The sequence below is a fragment of the Pseudochrobactrum kiredjianiae genome (assembly GCF_030362795.1).
GTDB lineage: Bacteria > Pseudomonadota > Alphaproteobacteria > Rhizobiales > Rhizobiaceae > Pseudochrobactrum > Pseudochrobactrum kiredjianiae.
In genome coordinates this window covers 329787-354509 of the sequence record NZ_JAUCBM010000003.1, presented here as the reverse complement: position 1 = coordinate 354509, position 24723 = coordinate 329787, and the positions used below count along the sequence as shown (strand labels likewise).

Below are 24723 nucleotides of genomic sequence, written 5' to 3'. Positions count from 1 at the left end.
GGTAAAAAATACTATAGCATAATAAAAAAGCCGGTGACATTGTTCGCACCGGCTTTGGTATTTACAGAATCATTCAGAGGCGCATTTCAGTCATATGTCGGCACAAACACCTGCATCTTCGCACGCATCAGAAACATCGCCTGCCAAGACAGCGGAGCAATCCGGTGCAACGATCCGATTGACTTTGAAAACACCGCTGAACGGTCGCTTTATGCGCACTGATGGTAGTGAATATACTTGCAGACTCTGGCGTATCTCAGCCAGCAATGCCGATCTCGGAGTGACGGGTGGCGAAGCAGCGCTTCAGCAAGATGAGCATATTATTGCTTATATTGAGAATCTGGGGCGCATTGAGGGCACCATCATCAATATTCATCGCGATGATTTCAGCCTGCAATTGCAGCATAGCGAACATCAGAAGAATAAACTGCTTACAAAGATCAAATGGCTGAGCCAGCATGCCGATCAAGAAGATGCAGACCAAAGACGTCACACCCGTCACACACCGGCACGTTCCGATGCGGTTTTAACGCTCAGCGACGGCTCTCAGCATGCCTGTAAAATTCTCGACCTGTCACTTTCAGGTGCAGCGGTAGAAACTGCGTTGCGCCCGCCATTGCGCAGCATCGTAACGCTTGGCAATAGCCAGGCTAAAGTCATGCGCCATTTCGACGATGGCATCGGTATTGAATTCCTCGTTCTGCAAACCGATTTGCCGAGAAATTAAGACCGCATCTCTTCCGGCGTCTCATTTTCAATTAATTAGCTGTCGTAAACCGCTCTGGTGAACTCACGCGGGAGCCGGACGATTCCGCCTATGCGCATCGCATGCTGTTGTTAACATTCAGCACAGATGAGCACTTTCAGCTTTTCATTTTATGCCGCCGTAGCTTCTGAAATGCGGGTTTTGCCTGGGTAATAAGCAAATCAGCACAATTTCAGCGATTCTCAGTGCCTTGCGATAAAGATCCTGCCGCTTAAAAGCGGCGGAAAATGCATAATCATTCGCAATTTCGGCAAAATTTAATCCACAGCCGCCATGCATCGCTACTTATAGTTAGCAAAGGCTGAAAATAATTTTCTTAATTTCTTCTGAACGCAAAATGGTGAGGTAAATATAAGCTTATCAGCAAGCTCAGAGTTTACACGGCCTGTTAACCAGCACCTGTGGACATCTTACCGATTTCAACCTGCTGTTAACTGCACAACGCTCTGTTAACCTCAAGCTTTCACACAACCGAAACCTGCATGAATTTTGCGTATAGTAAGTCCTAATTTTCGTTAAAACACTGATTTCACAGGTAGTTAAGGTTTACGAAAACTCACCTTCGCGTTTACTTTGTCTTATGCATATCCCTTTGGATAGTGTCAATTTCTGGCTGCCATGGTGCTCTCAACAAGGAGCGTCACAATGTATAACAAGACAGCACATAAAAAGAGTGCGCGCGGCACAACAGCAAAGCATAAGCTGGCTACCGCAACTCTGCTGCTTACAATGACAGTGTTAGGAAGCGTATTTGGCACAACTGCCGGTCAGGCCGGACAGACTGCTAATCCGTGGATGCAAACCGGTGGCCGGACAACGCAGCCGGTCGGCCATTATGATTTCTGCAAGCAATATAAAAACGAATGTAACCAGACCAGCCGCACAGAAGCCCCCCTGAAACTCACACAGGGGCTGTGGAATAAGATCGTACAGGTTAATGCACAGGTGAATACAGCCATTCAGCCGCGCACTGACATGGAAATGTGGGGCAAAGAAGAAGTCTGGTCTTACCCAACCCAATTTGGGGATTGCGAAGATTATGTACTGCTCAAGCGCCGTATGCTGATTAATGCAGGTTTTCCGGTCAATACATTGCTGATTACCGTTGTACGTCAGAGCAATGGCGAAGGCCATGCCATCCTGACAGTACGCACCGATCGCGGTGACTTCGTTCTCGACAATCTCGAAGACAGTGTCAAAAACTGGAATCAGACAGACTACACTTATCTGAAGCGCCAGTCGGCACGTCATACCGGTCAGTGGGTTGATATCCGTAACGCCCCGCAAATGCTGATGAGCGATATCCCGACATCCGCGCTGGCTAATTAACTTTTTAAGGAGCGATTTCTAATCCGCGTTGATAACGCTGGCCATTGATGACGTAGCTTTGCGCAGACAGGCGTAATTTCTCAATCTGGTCTGCAGAAAGCTCACGCACAACCCGTGCAGGCGAGCCGACGATCAGCGAGTTATCAGGGAATTCCTTGCCCTCAGTCACCAGAGCGCCGGCGCCAACCAGTGAGTTCTTGCCGATTTTCGCACCATTAAGAACTATCGCACCAATACCGATCAGGCTATTTTCGCCAATGGTACAGCCATGCAGCATCGCCCGATGCCCGATTGTGCAGCCTTCTCCGATTGTCAGCGGAAAGCCGATATCCGTGTGCAAAACGCAATGTTCCTGCACATTGGTGTCCTTACCGATGTGAATCAACTCATTGTCACCACGAGCAATAACACCAAACCAAATTCCGGCATTTTCGCCTAACCGCACCTTGCCGATCAGTGTAGCATCAGGTGCAATCCAGTTGCTGGCACGGTGATCAAATTGCGGGCTGTGACCATCAAGAATATAGACAGGCATCAGACACTTCTCCTCAATCGCTATAATCGTCTCACCATAATTCATCCGGCGAGGTCTTGGTGGCAACTTCTTGCAACCGGCGTATCGTGGCCTGTGTCACGCCCTCAGGCAAGTCATTCAGCGGAAAAAAGCGGGCTTCAGCAATTTCCCGATCCGGCATACGTGGTTTCAACTGTCGGAAAGCACGGCAGATATAAAGCGCGACATGATCGCGATTTGTAACATGCGCGTTTTTATACAAGCCAAATAGCTGCGGTGGTGCTGTCAGCTCAATATTTCCCTCTTCACGCAGTTCCTTAATCAGCGCCTGCATAAATGTTTCGCCGCGCTCCACACCGCCCCCCGGCAAATGCCAGCCTTTGACATAGGTATGACGCACGAGGAAAACGCTCTGCGCTTCTTCATCCAGCACAACAGCACGTACACCCAAAGTCATCGGGCGACGCAGCAAAAAATAGGTATGGAACAGCCAGCTTTTAAATTTCATCGAATTTTCCGGATAATGCAGTTCTGTAGTCAGACCGGAAATTACTCTGAAACGCAAAACAAACATGCAAACTGATGCAGATTGTTTTCAACAGGCGGTGACACTATATGAAGATAATACAGGTATTTTCGTCATTCATACGCATGATTTTTCATTGACTATGCTGTCTTGAAGGCTAAATCTTCGCCAATGTTCAGACTTGCCCATATATCAGATATTCATCTGTCGCCCTTGCCGCAGGTTCGCCTGCGAGAACTGGCCTCCAAACGCATCACCGGCTATATAAACTGGAAGCGTCACCGCAAAGGTGCAATGCATGATTGGGTGCTTGAAAGCCTGATTAAAGACCTCAAAAGCCAGAAGCCTGACCATATTGCCGTTACCGGTGATCTGGTTAACCTCGCGCTTAATCTTGAAATTGATAATGGCTACCAATGGCTTAAACAGCTTGGCAGCCAGCAAGACGTGTCTTTTGTACCGGGCAATCATGATGCCTATGTTCCGGGTGCGCTGGATAAATCCTGCTGCAAATGGGAACCGTGGATGCGCGGCGACGGCATCGACAATCATGAGAAGCGTCCGCAATTCCCCTATTTACGTGTGCGTGATGGTGTCGCCATTATTGGTGTCAGCTCGGCACGCGCGACCGGCCCTTTCATGGCCAGCGGTGATTTTCTGCCTGCACAGGCTGCCCGCCTGAAAACAATACTCACCGAGACCGGTGAGCAAGGCTTGTGCCGTGTTATTCTGATTCACCATCCGCCGGTGCGGAATGCCACTCCCGCCTATAAACGCCTGTTTGGTATTGCACGGTTTCAAAAAGTGATCCGTGAAGTGGGAGCTGAGCTGGTACTGCACGGCCATACGCATCTCGCAACGCTGAATGAAATTGCTTCGCCACATGGTGCTGTGCCGGTTATCTGCGTGCCATCGGCCAGTCAGGCACCCTATGCGCCAGGCCATGAAGGGCGTAAGCCGCCGGCACGCTATAATCTGTTTTCTATTGAAGCGACCGACCAACCAAAAAGCTGGCAATGCTGCTGGCAGCAATATGGTTTTACTAATGAAAGCAATGAAGTAGCCTTGCTGGCAGAGCAAATATTGATGCTAGGCAAGGCCGCACCGCAAATTAGTACGGCATCAGTTCCGCCAAAAACGGAAGAAACGGCAGAGTAACGCCGTAAAGTCGCAAAACAAAAATCAGCACCAAACAGCCGAGCAATGCACCGCCTGCAAACCATAAGAGTTTAGCAGGCAAAGCTTTTTTTGCTGGCTCTGCTACTGCGTGCGGTTCGACCACCGGTTCAGACAAAACCGCTTGCTGCCCTACCTGTTCGGCAGGCTGAAGTGGCAGATCATCCATTAACCGCTCGCGCTCCAGAATGCGCGATGCGATATAGCGCGTGACGGCATCGGAGATGACCTTAATGTCTTTATTTTCCGCCAGAATGATCCGTCCCAACCGCGTATCACGTACAAAGCGATAGTTGCGCCGATCACGGGCAATCATGATAAAAGCGCTGGCATCCAGCCAAAGTCGCGGCTGCATCCCTCTATTGAGGCAAAAATCCCACTGCTCATCCGCTACCGGCACCGCATCAAAAACCGGCTGCAAGTCCTGCAACAATAATTCCAGCCGAGCAATGTCGGTTTCTCTGATATCCGAAATACTATCCAGCCGGTCTGCCTGTGCAGTTTTTGCTTGCCTGATTGCAGTTTTCAGCCGCTCCTCACCGGACAAGTCTTTCTCCGGTTGGGGCAATGACGGATATGACGTGAAATCATCTTCGGTTTTATTCATGCCGCGCCTTCATATAATCTTGCACTTTACAGGCAGTCTTATGCATGGCGATTTTATGGCTGGATGCTCAATAAGACTAAAATGGCCTGAAACCGCATGGTTTCAGGCCATTTTATTTGTCACTATGCGTGATCTTATTTGATCAGACGGTTCGCAGCAGAAACAATCGCTGCAAGCGATGAGGTCACAATATTATGGTTGACCCCGACGCCGAAGACCGCACCTTGCGGATGCGAGAGCTCCACATAACTGATCGCAGAAGCATCAGAACCACGCTGTAGCGAATGTTCCGAATAGTCTGCCACAGAAATATCAATGCCGATATGTTTTGACAGGGCATCAATAAAACCATCAACCGGTCCGGTACCACGACCTTCAATGGTCTTGGTCACACCATTATCAATGATCTCGGCCTGCATAATACGAATAGCTTTATTATTCGGATCAGCAAAAGTGTGATGGTCAACAAATTCCAAACGGGAACCCGGTTGGCTCACATAAGCTTTCTTGAACTCTTCATAAATGCGCTCGGCCTGAAGTTCCTTGCCTTCATCATCGGTAATCTGCTGAATGATTTCGCGGAACTCCACCTGCATTTTACGCGGAATATTCAGACCGTAATCTTGCTGCAGAATATAAGCGAGACCGCCTTTGCCCGACTGGGAATTAATACGGATAATCGCCTCATAGGATCGACCAACATCCTGCGGATCAATCGGCAGATACGGCACTTCCCATGTCGGAGTATTCGCACCCTTCTTGGCCTTCATACCTTTATTAATCGCATCCTGATGCGAACCGGAGAAAGCTGTATAAACCAGTTCACCCACATATGGATGACGCTCAGGAATAACCAGCTGATTGGAATATTCGTAAACTTCCTTCATGCGATTGATATCCGAGCAATCCAGTTCAGGATCGATCCCTTGCGTGAACATGTTCAGCGCCAGCGTCACCAGATCGACGTTACCGGTGCGCTCACCATTACCAAACAATGTGCCTTCAACACGATCAGCACCGGCCATCAGCCCCAGCTCTGTCGCGGCAATGCCGGTACCGCGGTCATTATGCGGATGCAGGGAGATAATCAGGTTTTCACGATTATCCAGATTGCGGCACATCCATTCGATTTGGTCGGCATAAACATTCGGGGTATTCATTTCCACCGTGGAAGGCAGATTGAGGATCAGCTTGTTTTCCGCAGTCGGTTTAACGATTTCCGTCACCGCATTGCAAATTTCCAGAGCGACTTCCAGCTCGGTGCCGGTAAAGCTTTCCGGCGAATACTGGAAACGATATCCAGATCCGGCTTTGGCAGCCATATCCATAATCATTTTTGCAGCATCGGTCGCAATCTGCTTGATGCCTTTAACGTCTTTGTTGAACACAACGCGACGCTGCAACTCACTGGTGGAGTTGTAGAAATGGATAATCGGCGTGCTGGCACCTTCCAGCGATTCAAATGTACGGGTAATCAGTTCCGGACGGCACTGCACCAGAACCTGCAAATCCACATCATCCGGTACATTGCCCTGCTCGATGCACCAGCGGCAGAAATCAAAATCCGTCTGGGAAGCGGATGGAAAACCGATTTCAATTTCCGGAAAGCCCATATCCAGCAGCAGCTGGAACATGCGGGCTTTACGATCATGCCCCATCGGGTCAACAAGCGCCTGATTACCATCGCGCAGATCCACAGAACACCAGATCGGTGCCTTTTCGATCATTCTCGACGGCCACTGGCGATCCTGCAAAACAGTGGTTCTGAAAGGTGTGTATTTTTCAGCCGCAATCGGCATGCCTTTGCGGGAGGATTTGGAAGCGGAAGCAATATTGGTCATTTTAAAGTCTCATCAGCCACAGCATCTGCCATTACATAACAGTTGCTTTAAACTCACCCTGCCTGCTCAATTCACAAAATGAAGACGCAGAACTATCGGGCACTATCGGAACGGATTCTTTGACAGGAGCATGAGTCTAACGGCTCTGTACGACCGCCGGACGCTCCAATCAATGAGCCCGGCGATCGCCGCTAAGGCCGAGTAGAAGTAGAAGCGAGAGTGGACGCGCGCAAGTCTCAGCGGCTGAAAAGCCCTGATCTGCTCCCAAGCTCGTAAAAGAGCTGATATTATGATGCGCGTTGTTCATAGGACAAATGCTATACGCCTTGGCAACAAGTTGCAAGAGACTTACCCATAAACGAAATAAAATTACCTGTAATTTGTAACCACAATAAAAAATGCTGCCACACATAATCGCATGACAGCATTTTATCATTAAATATCAATGTATTGAAGGTAAATCAGGCGAATGGTACAGCGGCTGTTCCAAGCGGCAACTTGGCTTCATCTTCCGGCTCTACATGAATAACAACCTGCGAGTTTTCATATTTTTTATGCAGCGCATCTTCAATGCGATCACAGATAATATGCGAGTCGCCAACCGTCATATCTGCCGCCACAACCAGATGAAATTCAATGAACGTGACCCGTCCGGCAATGCGGGTTTTCAGGTCATGCACTTCCAGCGCACCTTCTGCATTGGTGGAAATAATATCGCGCATTTGCATTTCTTCAGCAGGATCAACGCCGACATCCATCAGCCCCTGCACGGAAGCATTGATAACATGCCAGCCCTGCCAGAGAATATTGATTGCAACGATAATAGCGAGCAACGGATCGAGAATTGCCCAGCCGGTAACAATCGCCGCCACCAGACCAACCAGCACGCCTGCCGAGGTAACCACATCGGTCATAATATGCTTGCCATCAGCCAGCAAAGCCGGAGATTTTGCAGCACGCCCTGCGCGGATCAGAATACTGGCCCAAACCATATTGATGACACCGGCAACCAGATTGATGCCCAACCCCAGCCACGGCTCATCCATCGTGCGCGGGTTTTCCAGCGCGCTCCATGCTTCACGAACAATCAACAACGCCGCGACAACAATCAGCACGCCTTCAACTACGGCTGAAAGATATTCCGCCTTATGATGACCATGCGGATGGTTATTATCCGCAGGCATAATACTGACAGTGATCGCCCACCATGCACCGATTGAGGCAATCACATTGACAATGGATTCAAGCGCATCCGAATAAAGCGCGATAGAGCCGGTGAGCAGATAGGCCACATATTTAAGAGCCATGACGCCAATGGATACAGGAATCGTCCACGTAGCTAGCCGCTGAATTCTCAGATTAGCATCCATAACCAAACCTTTTTACGTCTCCGAACATGGTATTGCGCCGTTTACAAAGAAACGACGAGACAGCCGGAGATTTACAATTTTGCAGTTTTATAAAATTCGGCAGCTTGAGCGGAGACTGATCAACAGTCATCCATAGCCACCTTCATCGAAATAAATTCAATTCAGCAATCTGCTGAGATGTTAACCGTCTTTAGCGCAAAACGCGCCAATTCCAAATCTCTAAAGTACCAGACCTGACAATTTTCACTTGTTTTCACCATCCAGTTGCAACTGATTTTCAGTCAGCCGCACCAAAACAATATATCAGCAAATTCAGAGACTTAAAATCATTTGTACTGCAAATCATTTGCAAATACGGCTCGCAATATGTGTGAAAAACGAATCACTTTTCAACATTCAAAACAGCGCAAAAACCACACGCAAAACGCCGTCACTTTTAATTTTCATAAAAACAAGCTATAGACTGCCATGCATCTAAGCGCAGTTGTCATTCATATCCGCTCATTACTTATGAAAGTAAGAACGGAACGCTTCCGCGGATCAGCGCTTTCAAAATGCTAAAATGAAAACAGCCAGCTGAGCCGTTTTGACGGCAAAATACTTGCGCCGGAAGGCTTTCAAGCTGACTGTTATTTAAACAAAGGCAGATTTTTTAAAATGCAACGTCTCGCACGTTTTGAACAACTGATTTTACGACGATCAATATATACAACTATTTTCATCGGACTATTCGGAATTGTTTTCGGCCTGATCTCAGGCTCCAGCGCCGTTATTTTTGACGGCATGTTCTCATCTACCGATGCGGCAATGTCTATTCTGGCACTTTTTGTTGCCCGCCTGCTCACCAGTGAAGGTACACGTCGTTTTCAGCATGGTTTCTGGCATATTGAGCCACTGGTTCTGGCCTTTAACGGTGTTGTGCTGATCCTGTTCTGTCTCTATGCCTTCGTCAACGCCATTAGCACATTGCTGCAAGGCGGCACGGAGTTGAATTTTGACTGGGCAATTATTTATGCAGTGATCGTCTGTATTATCTGTTTCACGATGATGGCCTATCAGCACAAGATCAATAAGCGGCTGAAATCCAATTTCATCACCCTCGACACACAAAGCTGGCTGATGACAGCCCTGATTACACTGGCCTTGCTGATTGCTTTCAGTATTGCATGGGCATTTCAAGGTACCAGCTATCAGCCGTGGACGGTCTATGTTGATCCGGCGATCTTGCTGGTTTTGTCAGCGGGTCTGATTTTCGTACCAATGAAAACGATTATTGCAGCATTTAAGGAAATTCTGCTGGTCACACCGGAGCGCATGGATTTACGCGTGCGTAAAATTCTGGATGAGATGAAAGCCAAACACGGTTTCAAGAAATATGCCAGCTATGTCGCTAAGATCGGCCGTGCGCGCTTCATTGAAATTCATATCGTCTTGCCGGCCAATTTCCCGATTGCATCTATTGCGACGCTCGATGCCATCCGCGAAGAAATCGCTGAAGAAATCGGTGGCGCAGGCCCGCAACGCTGGATTACCGTAAGCTTTACCGGCGATGAAGTTTGGATCTAAAGCATGTCGCAGCTAAATGTATTCATTTAGCGTTCGCGAACATGCGACAATTAAAAGAATCTAGAGCGAGCGCAGTGGGTACGATTAAACGCAACACGCTCTAAAGCATTTACGAGCCAAAAGAGGGAACCGATTTTGAGTAGGATAATGCGTAAAACAAAAAGCCGCAGATTTTCATCTGCGGTTTTTTCTTTAAAGTATCAGCGGCGCTTATTTTTTAACGAGTTTTGACACCACATTCTCAATCATCTGCATACCGGCATTGCCGCCCAGCGTCATGATTGATTCAGGATGGAACTGCACTCCGGCCACCGGCTCGCTCTTATGCTCAAAGCCCATAATCACACCGTCATCGGTTTCAGCTGTGATAATGAAATCTGCAGGCAGTGTCGCCTTATCCGCATAAAGCGAATGATAACGACCAACGGTGACTTCTTGTCCAAGACCATCAAACACCACACCGTTGTTCAGAATTTTGATGCGTGACGGCTTGCCATGCATCGGAACGTCCAATTGCTTCAACGAGCCGCCATAGGCTTCGGTCAAGGCTTGCAAGCCCAGACACACCCCAAAAACCGGAAGATCACGCTCACGTGCTTTGCGGATTGTATTGGTGCAGTCGAAATCTTTCGGCGTACCAGGCCCCGGTGAGAGTACCACCAAATCAGGTTTAAAGCGGTCAAAGATTTCATCACTCACCGGCGAGCGTACTGTAGCGACATTCGCGCCGGTCTGACGGAAATAATTGGCAAGCGTATGCACGAAGGAATCTTCGTGATCGACCAGCAGAACAGAAATTCCGGTTCCTGCCTTCATAGATTGTGCCTTCTCCTGCATTTCCGGTTTGATATGCGCCTCACGAATCGCTGTTAGCATCGCCGATGCTTTCAACTCGGTTTCGGCTTCTTCTTCCTGTGGATTTGAATCATACAGCAAAGTTGCCCCTGCTCGCACCTGCGCCACACCGTCTTTAATACGAATGGTACGCAAGGTCAGGCCGGTATTCATATCACCATTGAAATGCATCATGCCGATTGCACCACCATACCATGCACGCCGGCTGCGCTCATTTTCTTCAATAAATCGCATTGCCCATAGTTTCGGCGCACCGGTCACGGTTACAGCCCATGCATGGCTGAGGAAACCGTCAAATGCATCCATACCATCGCGCAGGCGGCCTTCAATATGGTCAACCGTATGGATTAGGCGGGAATACATCTCAATCTGACGACGACCAATCACACGCACAGATTCCGGCTCGCAAACACGGCTTTTATCGTTGCGATCCACATCGGAACACATCGTCAGTTCTGATTCATCTTTTTTCGAATTGAGCAATTTCAGAATTTGCTCTGAATCCGAAATCGCATCTTCACCGCGTTTGATGGTACCGGAGATCGGGCAGGTTTCAATACGTCGACCGTTCACACGGACAAACATTTCCGGTGAAGCGCCGATCAGATATTCCTGATCACCCAGATTGATGAAGAAAGAATAAGGCGATGGATTAATGCTTTTCAGCTTGCGGGAAATAGCAGATGGCTGATTTTCGCATTTTTCATAGAAAATCTGCCCCGGTACCACTTCAAACAAATCACCGCACTTAAAGCTGTCTTTGGCGCGCTCAACCAAAGCAGCATATTCGCCCTTTTGATGATCGCCTTTTGCAGCCAGTGTTTTCGCAGCTTTGAACTCATCTGCCGGTGTTTCGCGCGGCAAACCATCAGTCTTTTTATTACCAACAGTAAAATCATAGGAATCGACCCACGCTTTAGCGGAATAATGGTCAACGACAAGAATTTCATCCGGAATAAACAGAACCAGATCGCGCTGATCTTCAGGACGCTTCAGCTTGAAACTGATCGGCTCAAACTGGAAAGCCAGATCATAGCCAAACGCGCCATAAAGACCAAGATTGCTGTCTTCCTCGGAGAAGAACAGTGCTACGATCTCACGCAGTACGGTGAAGACCGAAGGCATACGCGAGCGTTCTTCTTCCATATATTGCCGTGTCGGCTCAGTAATCGTCAGCTCGATTTTCTGTTCGCTCTCAGTCTTAATTGTCACGTCTTGCAAGGCAGCAACAACAGGACGAATACCACCAAGCAGCACCTCACCACGGGCATTCAGCGCTTCAATACGCATGGAGCGACCTTTGGAGGTAATCACCAGCGGCGGATCGATAATGGCTGTATCCCAGCGTGTATAGCGCCCCGGATATTCATAATTAGAAGAAAAAACCGCACCACGCCGTGTATCCAGCGCATCAATGCGCTTATCAATAGCCGTTTTATATTCCACCGCATCGCGACGACGCGCGACCCGAACGCCGCCCTGCGTAATATAATCTTGCTGATCCTGCTCGGCAGTCTTTGCCATAATCGCCCGCTCCTGTTGTTGCGATCCCTATAATGCCAAATGGCCGGTTTCGCACCTGTTTTTCAAAAAGAGCATTTCTGCTCTGTTTTCGTGAATGACGATCAGGAGCTACAAGATTTTATGGGCTGAAAATAAATTGGCCGCCCGGTAAAACCTTGAGCGACCTGAATGACACTTATGCAAATGTCTGCGTTGGCCGCTAGAAGCGAGCCCACCACCAAGAAAAAGATGCAAAAGTAATTTGAGTCATGACCAATGATTATCTCCGCAGTTCAAAGCATGCAAGACCGATTTACAGCATTTCATCATCAAAAAAAATTATCGCAATCAATAAATACATCTTATAGTTGTATTTTATTTTCACTTAGCAGAAATTTTAAAACTGCATTTCCAGCTTCATGACATACGGAGCATAGAAAATTAAAGAGCTTTTTTAAGAATAAGGAAGTTTGCCATTTTAATCCCACTCTCAGAATACCCGCAAGTAAAAGCATCTGCATGAATTATAAATATTATTAAATAACAGTATGATATAATTAATAATCAATGCACTTACGATCGCAAGAAAAACCCGGATCGGTTGATGATCCGGGTTAAATTGTCCGATATGCGAACCGTCAGGCGGGCCATAGTAGAAGGGGAGGCTTGCCCGTCCCTTATTCCATAAGCAATTAATTTCAAAAAAATATTATGCTCTGATCTAAAATAAATAGGTAAAATATGCTTTTCAGTACAAGACAAAAGCTACCTTAGGTTGCATGTATCGTCAACAAAAATCTGTGCATAAGTGTGAAATAAAAATTGCCCACAACACTTAATGTATGGCAGGCGAATCTTTTACAAAAACCGAAATTTTCTGCTATGTGACAGCGAAACGTGAAATTCGGCCTCACTCCAAGGCGCATACCGCAAATGTATTACGCCTTGGAAGCTTGCGTGCCATATAGCACCGGCATCTCCGGTGAGTCTCCTCATCGGCTATGATGATTACTCACCCATCGCGATCAGCAAAGCATTACCACCGGCTGCCGCAGTGTTCACCGAAACAACTTGTTCCAGCGCAAAGCGCAGCAGATGGTTCGGGGTACCAGCCTTAGGACCAGTACCGGACAGGCCGGAACCGCCAAACGGCTGCGTACCGACAACCGCACGCGCAACACCTGTTTCGATACGGCTGTGCATTCCGAAGGTCAGGCCAAAGCCGAAATTGGCAACCTCATCGAGAACGCTGTCCAGATCAACAGCTTTCCAGCGCACAACATGCAGCACAGGACCAAACACTACACGGGTCAGATCAGCACCATCATTGAGTCCGATGATATGCGGCGAGAAGAAATGACCGACCTGCAATTCACCTTCCAGTGTCACGCCAACCTTGGTCACTTTGGCTTTAGCCTTCATCTGCTCAACATAATCGCTCAGCATAGTCTACAGCTCACGATCAATGATCGGGCCGATATCGGTGGTTTCCAGTGCCGTATTACCCAGATGCATTTCACGGGCTGCGCCGTCAATCATCTTCAGCATGCCGTCAGCAACATCTTCCTGAAGATAGAGAACGCGCAGCGCCGAACAACATTGACCGGCGGAGCGAGCGGCAAAACTGTCACTGAAGATGCTTAACCGCTCGATGCTGGTCTTTGTAGAAGTCAAGCCGGATCGCACCACGCCGGAGATTTTTGAGACCTTTGCGGAAGCCACAAAAAACAATTCGATGGTGATGGAAGAAGTTAAAGAAACCTCTGCAATCGGGATTTAAAAATACAATGCCTTTGCGTGAATCTATTTCTTCACGCAAAGGCATATAATATTGTTTTAAAACAAGAATCTATGCTGCGCGCTGATCCCATATTTCAAACGGATCATAAAGCGATGCCCATTCATCAGGCACGAAATTATCGGCTTCAACCAGACAACCATCCAAGGCCGCACAGATTGCCCCCTCGTCCATCACTGCCGTGCCGATAAAAACCAGTTCCTGCCGACGGTCGCCCCAGAACGGATCAAGATAAGGCTGCATGGATTGGCGCCAACCCTCATCTTCCGGCCAATATTGCTTCGGGATTGATGCCCACCACAAACCACGTTTACCTGTACGCAGTAAGGCACCGGCCTGACTAAGCTCCCCCACATAGCGCGGACGCGTCGCCAACCAGAAAAAACCTTTTGAGCGGATCAGCCCCGCCCAGCTCTCCTGAATAAAATCGTGGAATTTTGCCGGATCAAGCGGACGGCGTGCCCGATAGACAAAAGAGCGGATGCCATATTCCTCTGTTTCCGGCACATGATCCTTAAAGCCATAGAGTTCTTTAAACCATAGCGGATGTTGCTCGGCCTTTTCAAAACTGAACCGTCCCGTATTCATAATCCGCGTTATCGGCAGTTGCCCGAAATCGGCCTCTACCACATCGCAATCCGGATTGAGCGCACGGATAATTTTATAAATATCCTGCTTTTGGTCAGGGGACACTTCGCTGATTTTATTCAGCACCACCACATCAGCAAATTCAATCTGCTCGACCAGCAAATCGACCAGACCGCGTTCATCGCCCTCACCGCCACTTTCGCCACGATCTTTCAGAAAATCCTGCGATGCATAATCACGCAGCAGATTGACACTATCGACAACCGTCACCATCGTATCGAGCCGCGCAATGTCGGACAGGCTGAAGCCATCCTCATCACGAAACTCGAAGGTCGAAGCCACAGGCAATGGCTCGGAAATGCCGGTTGATTCAATCAGCAGATAATCAAAGCGCCCCTGTTTGGCGAGTTGTGTCACCTCTTGCAAAAGATCGTCGCGCAATGTGCAGCAGATACAGCCATTGGTCAGTTCAACCAGCTGTTCCTGCGTGCGGGACAAGTTGGCACCTCCATCCCGCAGCAATGCCGCATCAATATTCACTTCACTCATATCATTGACGATCAGTGCAACACGTAATTGTTCACGGTTATTCAGAATATGATTGAGCAAGGTGGTTTTTCCGGCACCTAAAAATCCGGACAGCACCGTAACGGGTAATCGTTGATCCATAACATCTCCTGAATAGCAAAACGGCAGACAGCTGTTGTGCCGCCTGCATTTTTAGAATTTCAGAAATGATATGTTATACAGTTACGTTTTACAAGTTAATTTCAGGAAGAAATAAAAAATGGCGGCTTGCCAATGTGAATCTCTTCACGCACAAACCGCCATAAGTAATTATTTTAATTAGCAAATCTATATCCTAAAAAGATATAAATAAAGGCTTTTAGCCTTCCAGATCGATATCCAGAATGGCCATGGAGAAGTTGTAAGACAGTTCGCCTTCGTCTTCATCCTTATAGATCAGGCCAAGGAATTCATCATCAAGGAAAACCTCGCAGGAGTCATCCTTGCGTGGACGCGCCTTAACAGCGAGACCCTGATTGTCAAAAGTCCGCTTGAAATAGGCGTCCAGTTTCTTAATTTCTTCGGGTTTCAAACGGATTCTCCTGTTTCATTTTTACGGGCTGTCTCATGCGCCTCTGTGCCCGATATGTAAAGGGACATCATGTCGCCTGTGCATTACTCAGCAGCGTTGATTAGCTGATCCATTGCACGCGAAGGCTCTGCACAATTGCAATCACCAATGACTTTCGCCGGCACACCGGCAACGGTTACATTATCCGGCACGGCTTTTACCACCACAGAACCGGCGGCAATTTTTGAACATTCGCCAACGGTGATATTGCCGAGAATTTTTGCACCAGCTCCGATCAGTACACCGCGACCGATTTTCGGATGACGATCACCGCCAGCCTTACCGGTGCCACCAAGTGTCACCTCATGCAGGATAGACACATCATCGCCGATCTGAGCTGTTTCACCAACAACAAGGCCGGTTGCATGATCGAGAAAGATGCCGCTGCCAAATTTCGCCGCGGGATGAATATCCGTCTGGAAAATCGACGAGGACCGGCTTTGCAGATAATAGGCAAAATCCTTGCGCCCTTCCTTCCACAGCCAATGCGCCAGACGATGGGTCTGAATAGCGTGGAAGCCCTTCATATAGAGCAGCGGGTCAAGAAAACGGTTTGCGGCCGGATCACGGTCATAAACCGCCTGCAAATCAATACGTAGTGTCTGTGACCATTCCGGTGACGCATTGCTCATTGTAACAAAGGTCTGACGCAGCAGATCAGCAGCCACATCCGCATGACCAAGGCGCTCGGAAATGCGATGCATCACTACATCTTCCAGACAGCCTTGATTAAGCACTGTTGAATAAAGAAATGCAGCCAGCAAAGGCTCTTTGAGTGCTGCGGCTTCCGCTTCAGCGCGCACCGAATACCAGATCGGATCCATATGATCGACGATCTTGCTCACCGGTACAGAATTATGTGCGGCCATAGCATGCCTCCTGCTTTGCATCTCTTTCAACGCAGATATTTCAAACACAAATTACGGCAGACAGGCAAAACTGTCATTACCTTTACTTGAGCCTTTATCTGGGAAGTTTACCCCTCATTGCAAGAGATGAAAATACCTCTGTCCCCGTTGTAAGGAATTTCCTCACCAGAGAAGGCTCAAACGATAGGATGTTCTTTCAAAAACTCCAGAACCGCCTGCTTGTAAACTTTATCGCCAACGGCCAGCATATGATCGCGATCAGGAATATCCACAGCCGATCCATTTGGCATCAAATCAGCCAGTTCCTGCGCATCACCGGCAATATCGTCTTTTGTGCCAACAGCTACCAGTGCCGGCTGACTGATCATGCCCATCGCCTGTGCCGGAATAAGCTCTTTCGAGGTAATCACACAGGCAGCCAATGCAAAGCGATCGCTCTTTGTCTGATCGGCAAATTTACGGAACATCAGGCCGCGCGGATGGGTAACACTATCGGCATCTTCCGCCAGCAGTGCTTCATAAATCGGATCCCAGTCACCGGCACCAGTGACCATGCCAATACCAAGACCACCAAACACCAGACTATGCACCCGTGTCGAGTGTTCCAGTGCCGCAAAAGCACTGATGCGCGCCCCCATCGAATAGCCCATCACATGGGCTTTTTCGATATTCAGATGATCCAGCAGTGCAATAGCATCAGCAGCCATTAATGACGGGTAATAAAGCTCACGGTCATGTGGCTTATCGGAGCGGCCATGTCCGCGATTATCAATCGCAATCGCGCGATAGCCTGCATCGGTCAGTGTTTTGATCCAGCCCGGATTAAGCCAATTGACCATACCGGAAGATGCAAAACCGTGGATTAGCAAAACCGGCTCGCCTTGTCCTTCATCACGATAAGCCAGTTTTATTCCGTCATGTTCGAAATAACGGACTTCATTCACATTCACGACCATAATTCACTTCCGAAATTTTTCAGTTCGCCCCGATATCAGACAGGACTCATATCACTTGCATTGCCCGCATATTATCCGGTGCTGCACCTTATCACCAGCCTTGATGCCCTCTTTAGCCGCAATGCCCGCATTCACTTCTATGACAAAAGCCACCGACGAACCGGAGGAAACAATATCTTTTGAAAACGGTTTTGTGTTTTCAGCAATATGCGCGATGGTACCGTCTTTGCGCACAAACAGCATATCCAGAGGCAGCGGCGTATTCGCCATCCACATCATCACCGGACGCTCTTCGCCAAAAACAAAGATCATTGCGCGGTCAGCAGGAAAATCCGTGCGATGCATAAGTCCTGCGCTACGACTTTGATCTGTATCGGCAATTTCCAGCGCAAAGCTCTTTTCACCCGCAGCCGTCTGTATTTTAAGAGCTTGCGCATCCACGGCAAGCTGCATCGGTGCTTCCTGTGCGGAGACAGACACACTGCCCGTTATGAGAGCAGCAACAAAAACAACAAAAGCAAACCACTGTTTCATCGGGCAAACCATATTTCAAAACGTGTTTCAGAAAAAATTAAAGTGCAGATCATAATAGCACATATGAAAAAACCGGTCAGTGACCGGTCTTTTTAATGCGGGGTTGTGAAAGGCGAACCAATATCCGGATGGATTTCCGCCGCCATCAGCCCTTTATCACCATCGCCAAACCGCACCAGAACCACTTGTCCCGGACGCAGCTCCATCATACCGAAACGACGCAGCGTTTCCATATGGACAAAAATATCTTCAGTTCCTTCACCACGGCTCAGAAAACCAAAGCCTTTGGTGCGGTTAAACCACTTCACAATGGCACGCTCCAAACCGCTCGACGGGGTAACCACCACATGGGTGCGTGCAGGCGGCAAAGTTGAAGGATGTGCAACATCAGACAGATCAAGTGCAACAACCCGGAAACACTGCCAGCCGCGCTCACCGCGACGAATTTCACAAACAACGCGCGCACCTTCCTGAGCGGTTTGAAAACCGTCACGGCGCAGAATTGTTACGTGAACCAGAATATCGCCATAGCCTTCCTGATCCGGAACGACAAAGCCGTAGCCCTTGGCGACATCAAACCATTTAATGACCCCGGAAATTTCTACAATATCCGTTGCGGCATCAGCGGAGTTGGCACCGTCCATAAATACATGGGACAAAGATTTGTCTGTCATGGCACTCTCCTCCTTTCATCTGCTGGGCAAATCAGGTTGATTCTTATCTCCAAGATAACACTTCCTTAACCGTATCCGGCAAGAGCAAAGTTGCATTATTCATGCTTCGATCACAGACTTTATGAGTGTTGATGCGAAAATAATGATGAACCATTTCAGATCAGACCTGTTTCTGTACCAAGACCTGTTACAATAAACAGGAAAGATCAGATCATACAGGAGCTAAGCATGCGCTATCTGCACACAATGGTTCGCATCCGCGACATAGATGAATCCCTCGACTTTTACGTCAATAAATTCGGACTGACAGAGACCCGCCGCTCAGAAAGCGAACAGGGACGCTTTACCCTGATTTTCCTCAGCGCGTCACAGGATCACGCAAATGCGGAAACCAATCGTGCGCCGGAACTGGAACTCACCTATAATTGGGATTCAGAAACCTATAGCGGCGGTCGTAATTTCGGCCACCTCGCCTATGAGGTCGATAATATTTATGAATTTTGCCAGCAACTGAAAGACAAAGGCGTAACCATTAACCGTCCGCCACGCGATGGTCGTATGGCTTTTGTTAAATCACCGGACGGTATTTCCATTGAAATTCTGCAAAAAGGCGAAAAACTCGCACCACAGGAACCATGGGCATCCATGGAAAATACCGGAAGCTGGTAAGCTGAACTCAGCAATTTGTTCGCAATCACCCAATAAGATAGCGCAACAGCGCTATCTTATTGGCGTGAGAGATCAACCTTAGCCGCATCCACGATACGAATTTGTGTTGAGACTGAACCGTTCCAGTGATTGAGTGATAAATGGCCGGCGACGTGCACCAAGTGTCCGGCCTGATCGAACAAGAAACGCCCCAGATCACTATCTGCCGCACGGAAAGCAATACCGTCTACGCGTTTACCATCCAAACCTTTCAGCGCAACTTTAACATGGTCGCGACCGACTACCCGCACATCAGCAATCGTGTGGTTCGGCAATGCCAACAACGGCTGCACATGCCCCGCACCATAAGGGCCTGCTTTTTCCAGCGCATTATATAATGCAACAGTTGCGCCGGTCGCGGAGACAGCGCCATCAATTGCCAGACTCTGCTCTGAGCGCAGTTCATCAACCTGCTCGGCAGCCTGCTCTTCGAAAAATGCGCGCAAGGCACCGAGTTTGGACTTCTCCACGGTGATACCGGCAGCCATAGCATGGCCGCCGCCTTTAACCAGCAGACCCTGCTCAACAGCCTTTCGCACCAGCTTACCGAGATCAATACCGCTGATTGAGCGCCCCGATCCGGTGCCGACACCATTGGCATTAAAAGCAATTGCGAAAACCGGCCGCTTGGCTTTATCCTTCAGTCGGGAGGCCAGCAGACCGACAATACCCGGATGCCACTCTTCATTGGCAGTGACCAATATGGCAGGTCCCGATTTGCCAGAAAGCTCAGCAAAAGCTTCAGCTTCCGCCTGCTGCAACATAATCGCTTCCATCGCCTGACGCTCGGCATTCAGCCTGTCCAGCTCTTCCGCAATCGTGTTGGCTTCAACCGGATCATCCAGCGTCAGCAAGCGGCTGCCCAAAGCAGCATTACCGATGCGCCCGCCCGCATTAATGCGGGGGCCGATGAGAAAACCGAAATGGAAACTATTGAGCGGCTCACCAATGCGCGAAACTCGCGCCAAAGCTGCCAGCCCTGCATTGCTCTGATTACGGGCGGCAAGCAACCCTTTGACAACAAAGGCGCGGTTCACACCAATCAGCGGCACCACGTCACAAACGGTAGCCAAACCTACCAGATCAAGATAGCCCAGCAAATCCGGTGTACCATTTGGCGCTTTAATATCACGCTCACGCAATTCGCGTGCCAGCTGTACCAAGGTCATAAAGACAACACCGGCAGCACAGAGATGCCCCTGCCCTGAAATATCATCTTCGCGGTTTGGATTGACAATAGCTGCGGCATCTTCCGGCAAGGCACCGCCAAGCTGGTGGTGATCCAGCACCACAACATCGGCACCGGCTTCTTTTGCCGCCGTGATAGATACAGCGCTGTTGGTGCCACAATCGACTGTCACAATCAGAGAAGCACCCTTAGTGACCAGTTCCCGCATGGCATCGGGATTAGGGCCATAACCTTCAAAAATACGATCAGGAATATAGATGACATTCCTGATGTCATAGGCATTGAGAAAACGAGACAGCAATGCCGATGAACAGGCACCATCGACGTCATAATCGCCGAAAATGGCTACATTCTCACGACGTTGAATAGCATCGGCGATACGTACGGCTGCTTGTTTCATATCCGTCAACGTCAGCGGATCGGGCATCAAGGAGCGGATACTCGGATTGAGAAACTCTTCTGCGGCTTCAAGAGCAACACCACGACCAGCCATGACGCGGGAAACCAGATCGGGGATACCGTAATTCTGGGCGATGGCGAGCGCGGTATTGGCTTCACGCAGACCTAAACGATCAACCCATTTCATGCCCGTTGCAGAAGAACGTATTCCGAGAAACAAACGCTCATTCATATCCACGCGGGCAACTCCTGCTTTTACAAAACAATAAAGGCGATATCAGCATAATCCCGAGAAGTTGCACGACTTTTCGGACAAGATTATGCGCATAAAGAAGAAAATGTCGCTCTCGTTCATTTCAGAATTTAATCAAAACAATAAAGGCGACATTTTTCAATGTCGCCTTATAGCAGAATTTAAGTGTCGTGCCACTGTCTGGACTCTGCCGTAGCAGGCAAACTAGCGCCGGAGCTAAAAACCGTCAGGTTGCGGCGAAAATGGTGATTTCGAGAACCGGAGCGGAGCGTACGTTTTGGTACGTGAGCACCGGAAGCACAGAAATTGCCATTTGCAGACCAAGCTGGCGGTTTTATTGGAATTTACTCATATCCTGGTGACGCGCTTTGATCTCCCGCACAGTCTGGGACTGGGCACGCATCACGATAGTGTGGGTCTGGATGTAGTCACGTGCAAATTTAACGCCGGAGAGCATGTTGCCATCGGTTACTCCGGTGGCGGCAAACAGTACGTCGCCTTTCGCCATTTCTTCCATCAGATAGACCTTGTTCGGGTCTGTAATGCCCATTTTCAGAGCGCGGGCGATCTGTTCGTCCGAGTTGAATTGCAGACGACCCTGCATCTGGCCGCCGATGCAGCGCAGAGCAGCAGCTGCAAGAACACCTTCAGGTGCGCCGCCGATACCAATATAAATATCGATGCCGGTTTCATCAGGATTGGTGGTGTGCATAACACCGGCAACGTCACCGTCACCGATCAGACGAATAGCAGCGCCGGTTGCGCGTACTTCTTCGATCAGGCGTGCATGGCGCGGACGATCCATGATGCAGGCAGTGATTTCGTTGACCTTAACGCCTTTGGCTTTTGCCAGAGCGTGGAGGTTTTCAGTGGCGGAAGCATCAATATCTACAACGCCGCGCGGATAGCCCGGACCAACAGCGATTTTCTGCATGTAAACGTCTGGTGCGTAAAGCAGGTTGCCTTTTTCAGCAATTGCCACAACAGCCAGCGAGTTTGGCAGGTTCTTGGCACAGATGGTTGTGCCTTCCAGCGGATCAAGAGCGATATCAACTTCAGGACCGTTGCGGGTACCAACTTCTTCACCGATATAGAGCATCGGCGCTTCGTCGCGTTCACCTTCGCCGATCACAACAGTACCGGAGATTGGCAGACGGTTCAGCTCTTTGCGCATCGCGTCAACAGCAACCTGATCCGCAGCTTTTTCATCACCGCGACCACGCAGACGGGCAGCAGCCACAGCGGCGCGCTCGGTCACGCGAACCAGCTCAAGTGTCAGAATACGGTCGAGACCCTGCGGGGTCTGCTCTGCAGAATTGGCCATTTAAACAGTCCTAAATTCGTTATCGAAAGATATGCCTGCAATCCGGTATAGTATCTCTGCGCAACGGATACAAAACTGCTGTAGCCGATTATGATGACAGGGGATTGTCAGACATGGTCGCCATCTTTTGTCAAAGTCGCGCACTCCCTGCAAGAGACAAAGTAGGGCATGTGAAAGTAAATCGATTATACTCGGTTGAAAAACCATCACATTTGAAAACGAATGATACCGGCAGTGTATTTTCGTGAAAATTCACTGCCGGTATTCTGTTGAACGAAACGCGTTTCTGTCAGCCTGCAGTCTGTGCAGCCTCTTCAAAAAACGGCTCAGGGCTTTCCACTTCCACCAGCTTGTTCTTCACAATCTGCCAGAAACGGTTGCCGGTATTACGCACAAAACTGCGATCATGAGAGACCAATAAACAAGCCGCATCACTGTTGAGCAATTCGGCCTCCAGTGCCTCCTGTCCATCAATATCCAGATGGTTGGTCGGCTCATCGAGAATATAGAAATTCGGATGCGTCAGGCGCAGTACCAACATGGCAAGCCGAGCTTTCTGCCCGCCGGACAAATGCGCAACCGCTTTACCCTGCATATCAATATTCATACCGGCACCCGCCAATAGCGAACGGGCTTTCTGGTCACCAATATCAAAACGGCGAATGATGGTTTCCAGCGGCGTAAATTTGTCGTTCAATTCAGACAATGCCTGATCGCTATATCCCAGCACCAATGACGGCGTGGCTTTAAGCGCAGCGCTTTCCGGCTCAATACCGGTGATCACATTACGCACCATAGTCAGCAATCGTGTTTTGCCCGTACCATTGGCACCAAGCAAAACAATACGATCACCCGGATTGATCCATAAACGGCCGGTTTTATATAAAACGCGCTTATCCGGTGTGACCACATCGAGATTATCAATCACGACCAGAGCACGGGCATGACTGCTCTGCCCTGCCAGCTTGATAACACCGGCAGAGCGTTCCAGATGCGCAGGCTTGGCAGCATCTTCCAACCTCTCCGCACGGTCTTTCAGCTGCTTGGTTTTCACCACCAGCAGATCACTGCCCGAATTGATGCCAATATTATTGAGCTTCGCCGCTTGTTTACGCAATTGCTGTGCCGTTTTCATATCTTTCTGATATTGGCGGGCATCGGCGGCATCGGCCTCATCCAGAGCAAGTCGCGCACGGCTATAAGGCAGAGCATAGAGTTGTGAATTTTCCGGCCGCAAAAACAATGTGCGCTTGGTCACGGCATCGAGAAAAGCACGGTCGTGACTGCACATAATCACCGCAGTTGACCGTGGCAGATCATTCAGCCAGCCTTCAAGCAAGGCGATTTTCTCTAAATCCAGATGGTTGGTCGGCTCGTCCAGCAGCAACAAGTCAGGCTCGGCAATCTGTGTTCTGGCCAGCAATGCAAGCCGCTGCCAACCGCCACTCAAATGCCGCATCGCACGGTCGCGCATATCTTGCGGCACACTCAGATCATCGAGAATAATATCAACGCGCCAGCTTTCATGCAGCTGCGCATCTTCATCCAGACCGCCCAAAACGACATTATATAATGTGATATCCAGCCAGTCCTGCGGCACATATTGCGGCACCACACCGGTTTTCAAACCACGGGCGCGGGTCACCATACCGTCTGTCGGTTCAAGTTCACCGCTGATAACACGCATCAGACTGGATTTGCCCCGACCATTGGCAGCCACAACACCAAGACGTTCGCCCTCACCTACAACGAGGCTTAAATTGCGAAACAGTTCAATGGACAACGAGAGAGAAAGATTTTGGAGATTAAGTAAAGACATAGATTCAGCTCAGAATTTGCCATAGCCGCTCACATCAGAAAACCTGCACAAGACAGAACTGGTTACGGAATGGCTCAATCAGATACAGTTTTCTCATCGCGAAACTGCACCTTTAAAGAAAGGCTGAAAAAGACAGATTATACGGTCTTAATCGGCCCTGCACGAATTAATGATGCAGGGCGTAATCAGGACCGAAAGTGTGATGATGCTGATGTCGCAGAGAAAACATCTTACGGCCCTCCTTATCTTTGCTGCGTTTGAGCTCAAAGCATTTCGCAGTTAAATATTTTTATTTAACGTCCGCGAGAATGCGACCAAGTAAAAAATCAGAGCGAGTGCAACATCTATCAGATGTCACAACACGCTCTGTGCTTTTTATCAAAAACATATTTTACTGACAAGACATATCAGCAACAAAAAA

Annotated in this window: 23 protein-coding genes; 6 read left to right on the top strand and 17 right to left on the bottom strand. The window is 49.0% G+C overall.

Annotation, left to right across the window (positions count from 1 at the left end; all coding sequences use genetic code 11):
• The first annotated feature begins 94 nt into the window (after nt 1-94).
• Together QUF18_RS09380 and QUF18_RS09375 are read left to right on the top strand one after the other, a co-directional pair.
• Entirely contained in the window at nt 95-727 is a 633-nt protein-coding gene (locus tag QUF18_RS09380; protein ID WP_289386774.1) for a PilZ domain-containing protein, read from the top strand.
• A gap of 768 nt (nt 728-1495) precedes the next feature.
• Complete coding sequence (locus tag QUF18_RS09375; RefSeq protein ID WP_289386823.1) at nt 1496-2095, top strand: transglutaminase-like cysteine peptidase; 600 nt, start codon at nt 1496-1498, stop codon at nt 2093-2095.
• A 4-nt stretch (nt 2096-2099) separates the two neighbouring features.
• On the opposite strand, the gene QUF18_RS09370 is transcribed toward QUF18_RS09375, so the two are convergent.
• Both QUF18_RS09370 and QUF18_RS09365 read right to left on the bottom strand, forming a co-directional pair.
• Nucleotides 2100-2630 (bottom strand): gamma carbonic anhydrase family protein, encoded by a 531-nt coding sequence (locus tag QUF18_RS09370; RefSeq protein WP_289386773.1) that lies wholly within the window; start codon nt 2628-2630, stop codon nt 2100-2102.
• Nucleotides 2631-2661: 31 nt separating this feature from the next.
• On the bottom strand, nt 2662-3117 hold the full coding sequence (locus tag QUF18_RS09365) for an NUDIX domain-containing protein (RefSeq protein WP_289386772.1): 456 nt from the start codon (nt 3115-3117) through the stop codon (nt 2662-2664).
• Between the two features lie 189 nt (nt 3118-3306).
• Between QUF18_RS09365 and QUF18_RS09360 the strand changes: the two genes are divergently transcribed.
• Entirely contained in the window at nt 3307-4293 is a 987-nt protein-coding gene (locus QUF18_RS09360; RefSeq protein ID WP_289386771.1) for a metallophosphoesterase family protein, read from the top strand.
• Here QUF18_RS09360 and QUF18_RS09355 read toward each other — a convergent pair.
• The 3 genes from QUF18_RS09355 to QUF18_RS09345 all read right to left on the bottom strand — a co-directional run bounded on the left by QUF18_RS09355 (nt 4247) and on the right by QUF18_RS09345 (nt 8129).
• Nucleotides 4247-4918 (bottom strand): hypothetical protein, encoded by a 672-nt coding sequence (locus tag QUF18_RS09355; protein ID WP_289386770.1) that lies wholly within the window; start codon nt 4916-4918, stop codon nt 4247-4249. The genes QUF18_RS09360 and QUF18_RS09355 overlap by 47 nt on opposite strands.
• A gap of 134 nt (nt 4919-5052) precedes the next feature.
• Nucleotides 5053-6759, bottom strand: coding sequence for a 2-isopropylmalate synthase (leuA, locus tag QUF18_RS09350; RefSeq protein WP_289386769.1), 1707 nt, complete (start codon nt 6757-6759; stop codon nt 5053-5055).
• A 461-nt stretch (nt 6760-7220) separates the two neighbouring features.
• The gene (locus QUF18_RS09345) at nt 7221-8129 is read right to left on the bottom strand and encodes a cation diffusion facilitator family transporter (protein WP_289386768.1); all 909 of its coding nucleotides are present in this window, start codon (nt 8127-8129) and stop codon (nt 7221-7223) included.
• Between the two features lie 657 nt (nt 8130-8786).
• Between QUF18_RS09345 and QUF18_RS09340 the strand changes: the two genes are divergently transcribed.
• Entirely contained in the window at nt 8787-9695 is a 909-nt protein-coding gene (locus QUF18_RS09340; protein ID WP_289386767.1) for a cation diffusion facilitator family transporter, read from the top strand.
• A 210-nt stretch (nt 9696-9905) separates the two neighbouring features.
• Here the strand turns inward: QUF18_RS09340 and QUF18_RS09335 are convergent, their stop codons facing one another.
• The 3 genes from QUF18_RS09335 to QUF18_RS20510 form a co-directional block, all read right to left on the bottom strand.
• Nucleotides 9906-12077 (bottom strand): anthranilate synthase, encoded by a 2172-nt coding sequence (locus QUF18_RS09335; RefSeq protein ID WP_289386822.1) that lies wholly within the window; start codon nt 12075-12077, stop codon nt 9906-9908.
• 984 nt (nt 12078-13061) lie between these two features.
• Nucleotides 13062-13499, bottom strand: a complete 438-nt coding sequence (locus QUF18_RS09330) for a hypothetical protein (RefSeq protein WP_289386766.1) — start codon at nt 13497-13499, stop codon at nt 13062-13064.
• Nucleotides 13500-13502: 3 nt separating this feature from the next.
• On the bottom strand, nt 13503-13727 hold the full coding sequence (locus tag QUF18_RS20510; protein WP_374806586.1) for an aldehyde dehydrogenase family protein: 225 nt from the start codon (nt 13725-13727) through the stop codon (nt 13503-13505).
• Here QUF18_RS20510 and QUF18_RS20505 point away from each other — a divergent pair.
• Nucleotides 13705-13833: a hypothetical protein gene (locus QUF18_RS20505; RefSeq protein WP_374806584.1), complete on the top strand. Its 129-nt coding sequence runs from the start codon at nt 13705-13707 to the stop codon at nt 13831-13833. The genes QUF18_RS20510 and QUF18_RS20505 overlap by 23 nt on opposite strands.
• 69 nt (nt 13834-13902) lie before the next feature.
• On the opposite strand, the gene zigA is transcribed toward QUF18_RS20505, so the two are convergent.
• The 6 genes from zigA to QUF18_RS09290 all read right to left on the bottom strand — a co-directional run bounded on the left by zigA (nt 13903) and on the right by QUF18_RS09290 (nt 18610).
• A complete protein-coding gene (zigA, locus tag QUF18_RS09315) occupies nt 13903-15108 on the bottom strand; it encodes a zinc metallochaperone GTPase ZigA (RefSeq protein ID WP_289386765.1) in 1206 nt (401 codons plus the stop codon).
• Nucleotides 15109-15325: 217 nt separating this feature from the next.
• On the bottom strand, nt 15326-15538 hold the full coding sequence (locus tag QUF18_RS09310; RefSeq protein WP_113944874.1) for a DUF3126 family protein: 213 nt from the start codon (nt 15536-15538) through the stop codon (nt 15326-15328).
• An 83-nt stretch (nt 15539-15621) separates the two neighbouring features.
• On the bottom strand, nt 15622-16446 hold the full coding sequence (gene cysE / locus QUF18_RS09305; protein WP_289386764.1) for a serine O-acetyltransferase: 825 nt from the start codon (nt 16444-16446) through the stop codon (nt 15622-15624).
• Nucleotides 16447-16622: 176 nt separating this feature from the next.
• Complete coding sequence (locus QUF18_RS09300; protein ID WP_374806581.1) at nt 16623-17402, bottom strand: alpha/beta fold hydrolase; 780 nt, start codon at nt 17400-17402, stop codon at nt 16623-16625.
• Between the two features lie 51 nt (nt 17403-17453).
• Nucleotides 17454-17936: a DUF192 domain-containing protein gene (locus QUF18_RS09295; RefSeq protein ID WP_289386763.1), complete on the bottom strand. Its 483-nt coding sequence runs from the start codon at nt 17934-17936 to the stop codon at nt 17454-17456.
• A gap of 92 nt (nt 17937-18028) precedes the next feature.
• Complete coding sequence (locus tag QUF18_RS09290; protein WP_289386762.1) at nt 18029-18610, bottom strand: cold-shock protein; 582 nt, start codon at nt 18608-18610, stop codon at nt 18029-18031.
• A gap of 228 nt (nt 18611-18838) precedes the next feature.
• Here QUF18_RS09290 and QUF18_RS09285 point away from each other — a divergent pair, with 228 nt between their 5' ends.
• Complete coding sequence (locus tag QUF18_RS09285; RefSeq protein ID WP_289386761.1) at nt 18839-19279, top strand: VOC family protein; 441 nt, start codon at nt 18839-18841, stop codon at nt 19277-19279.
• Between the two features lie 56 nt (nt 19280-19335).
• Here QUF18_RS09285 and recJ read toward each other — a convergent pair whose 3' ends face one another.
• The 3 genes from recJ to QUF18_RS09270 form a co-directional block, all read right to left on the bottom strand.
• Complete coding sequence (gene recJ, locus QUF18_RS09280) at nt 19336-21138, bottom strand: single-stranded-DNA-specific exonuclease RecJ (RefSeq protein ID WP_289386819.1); 1803 nt, start codon at nt 21136-21138, stop codon at nt 19336-19338.
• Between the two features lie 355 nt (nt 21139-21493).
• On the bottom strand, nt 21494-22483 hold the full coding sequence (gene glpX / locus QUF18_RS09275) for a class II fructose-bisphosphatase (RefSeq protein ID WP_289386760.1): 990 nt from the start codon (nt 22481-22483) through the stop codon (nt 21494-21496).
• A 289-nt stretch (nt 22484-22772) separates the two neighbouring features.
• On the bottom strand, nt 22773-24302 hold the full coding sequence (locus QUF18_RS09270; RefSeq protein ID WP_289386759.1) for an ABC-F family ATP-binding cassette domain-containing protein: 1530 nt from the start codon (nt 24300-24302) through the stop codon (nt 22773-22775).
• Between the last annotated feature and the right edge of the window lie 421 nt (nt 24303-24723).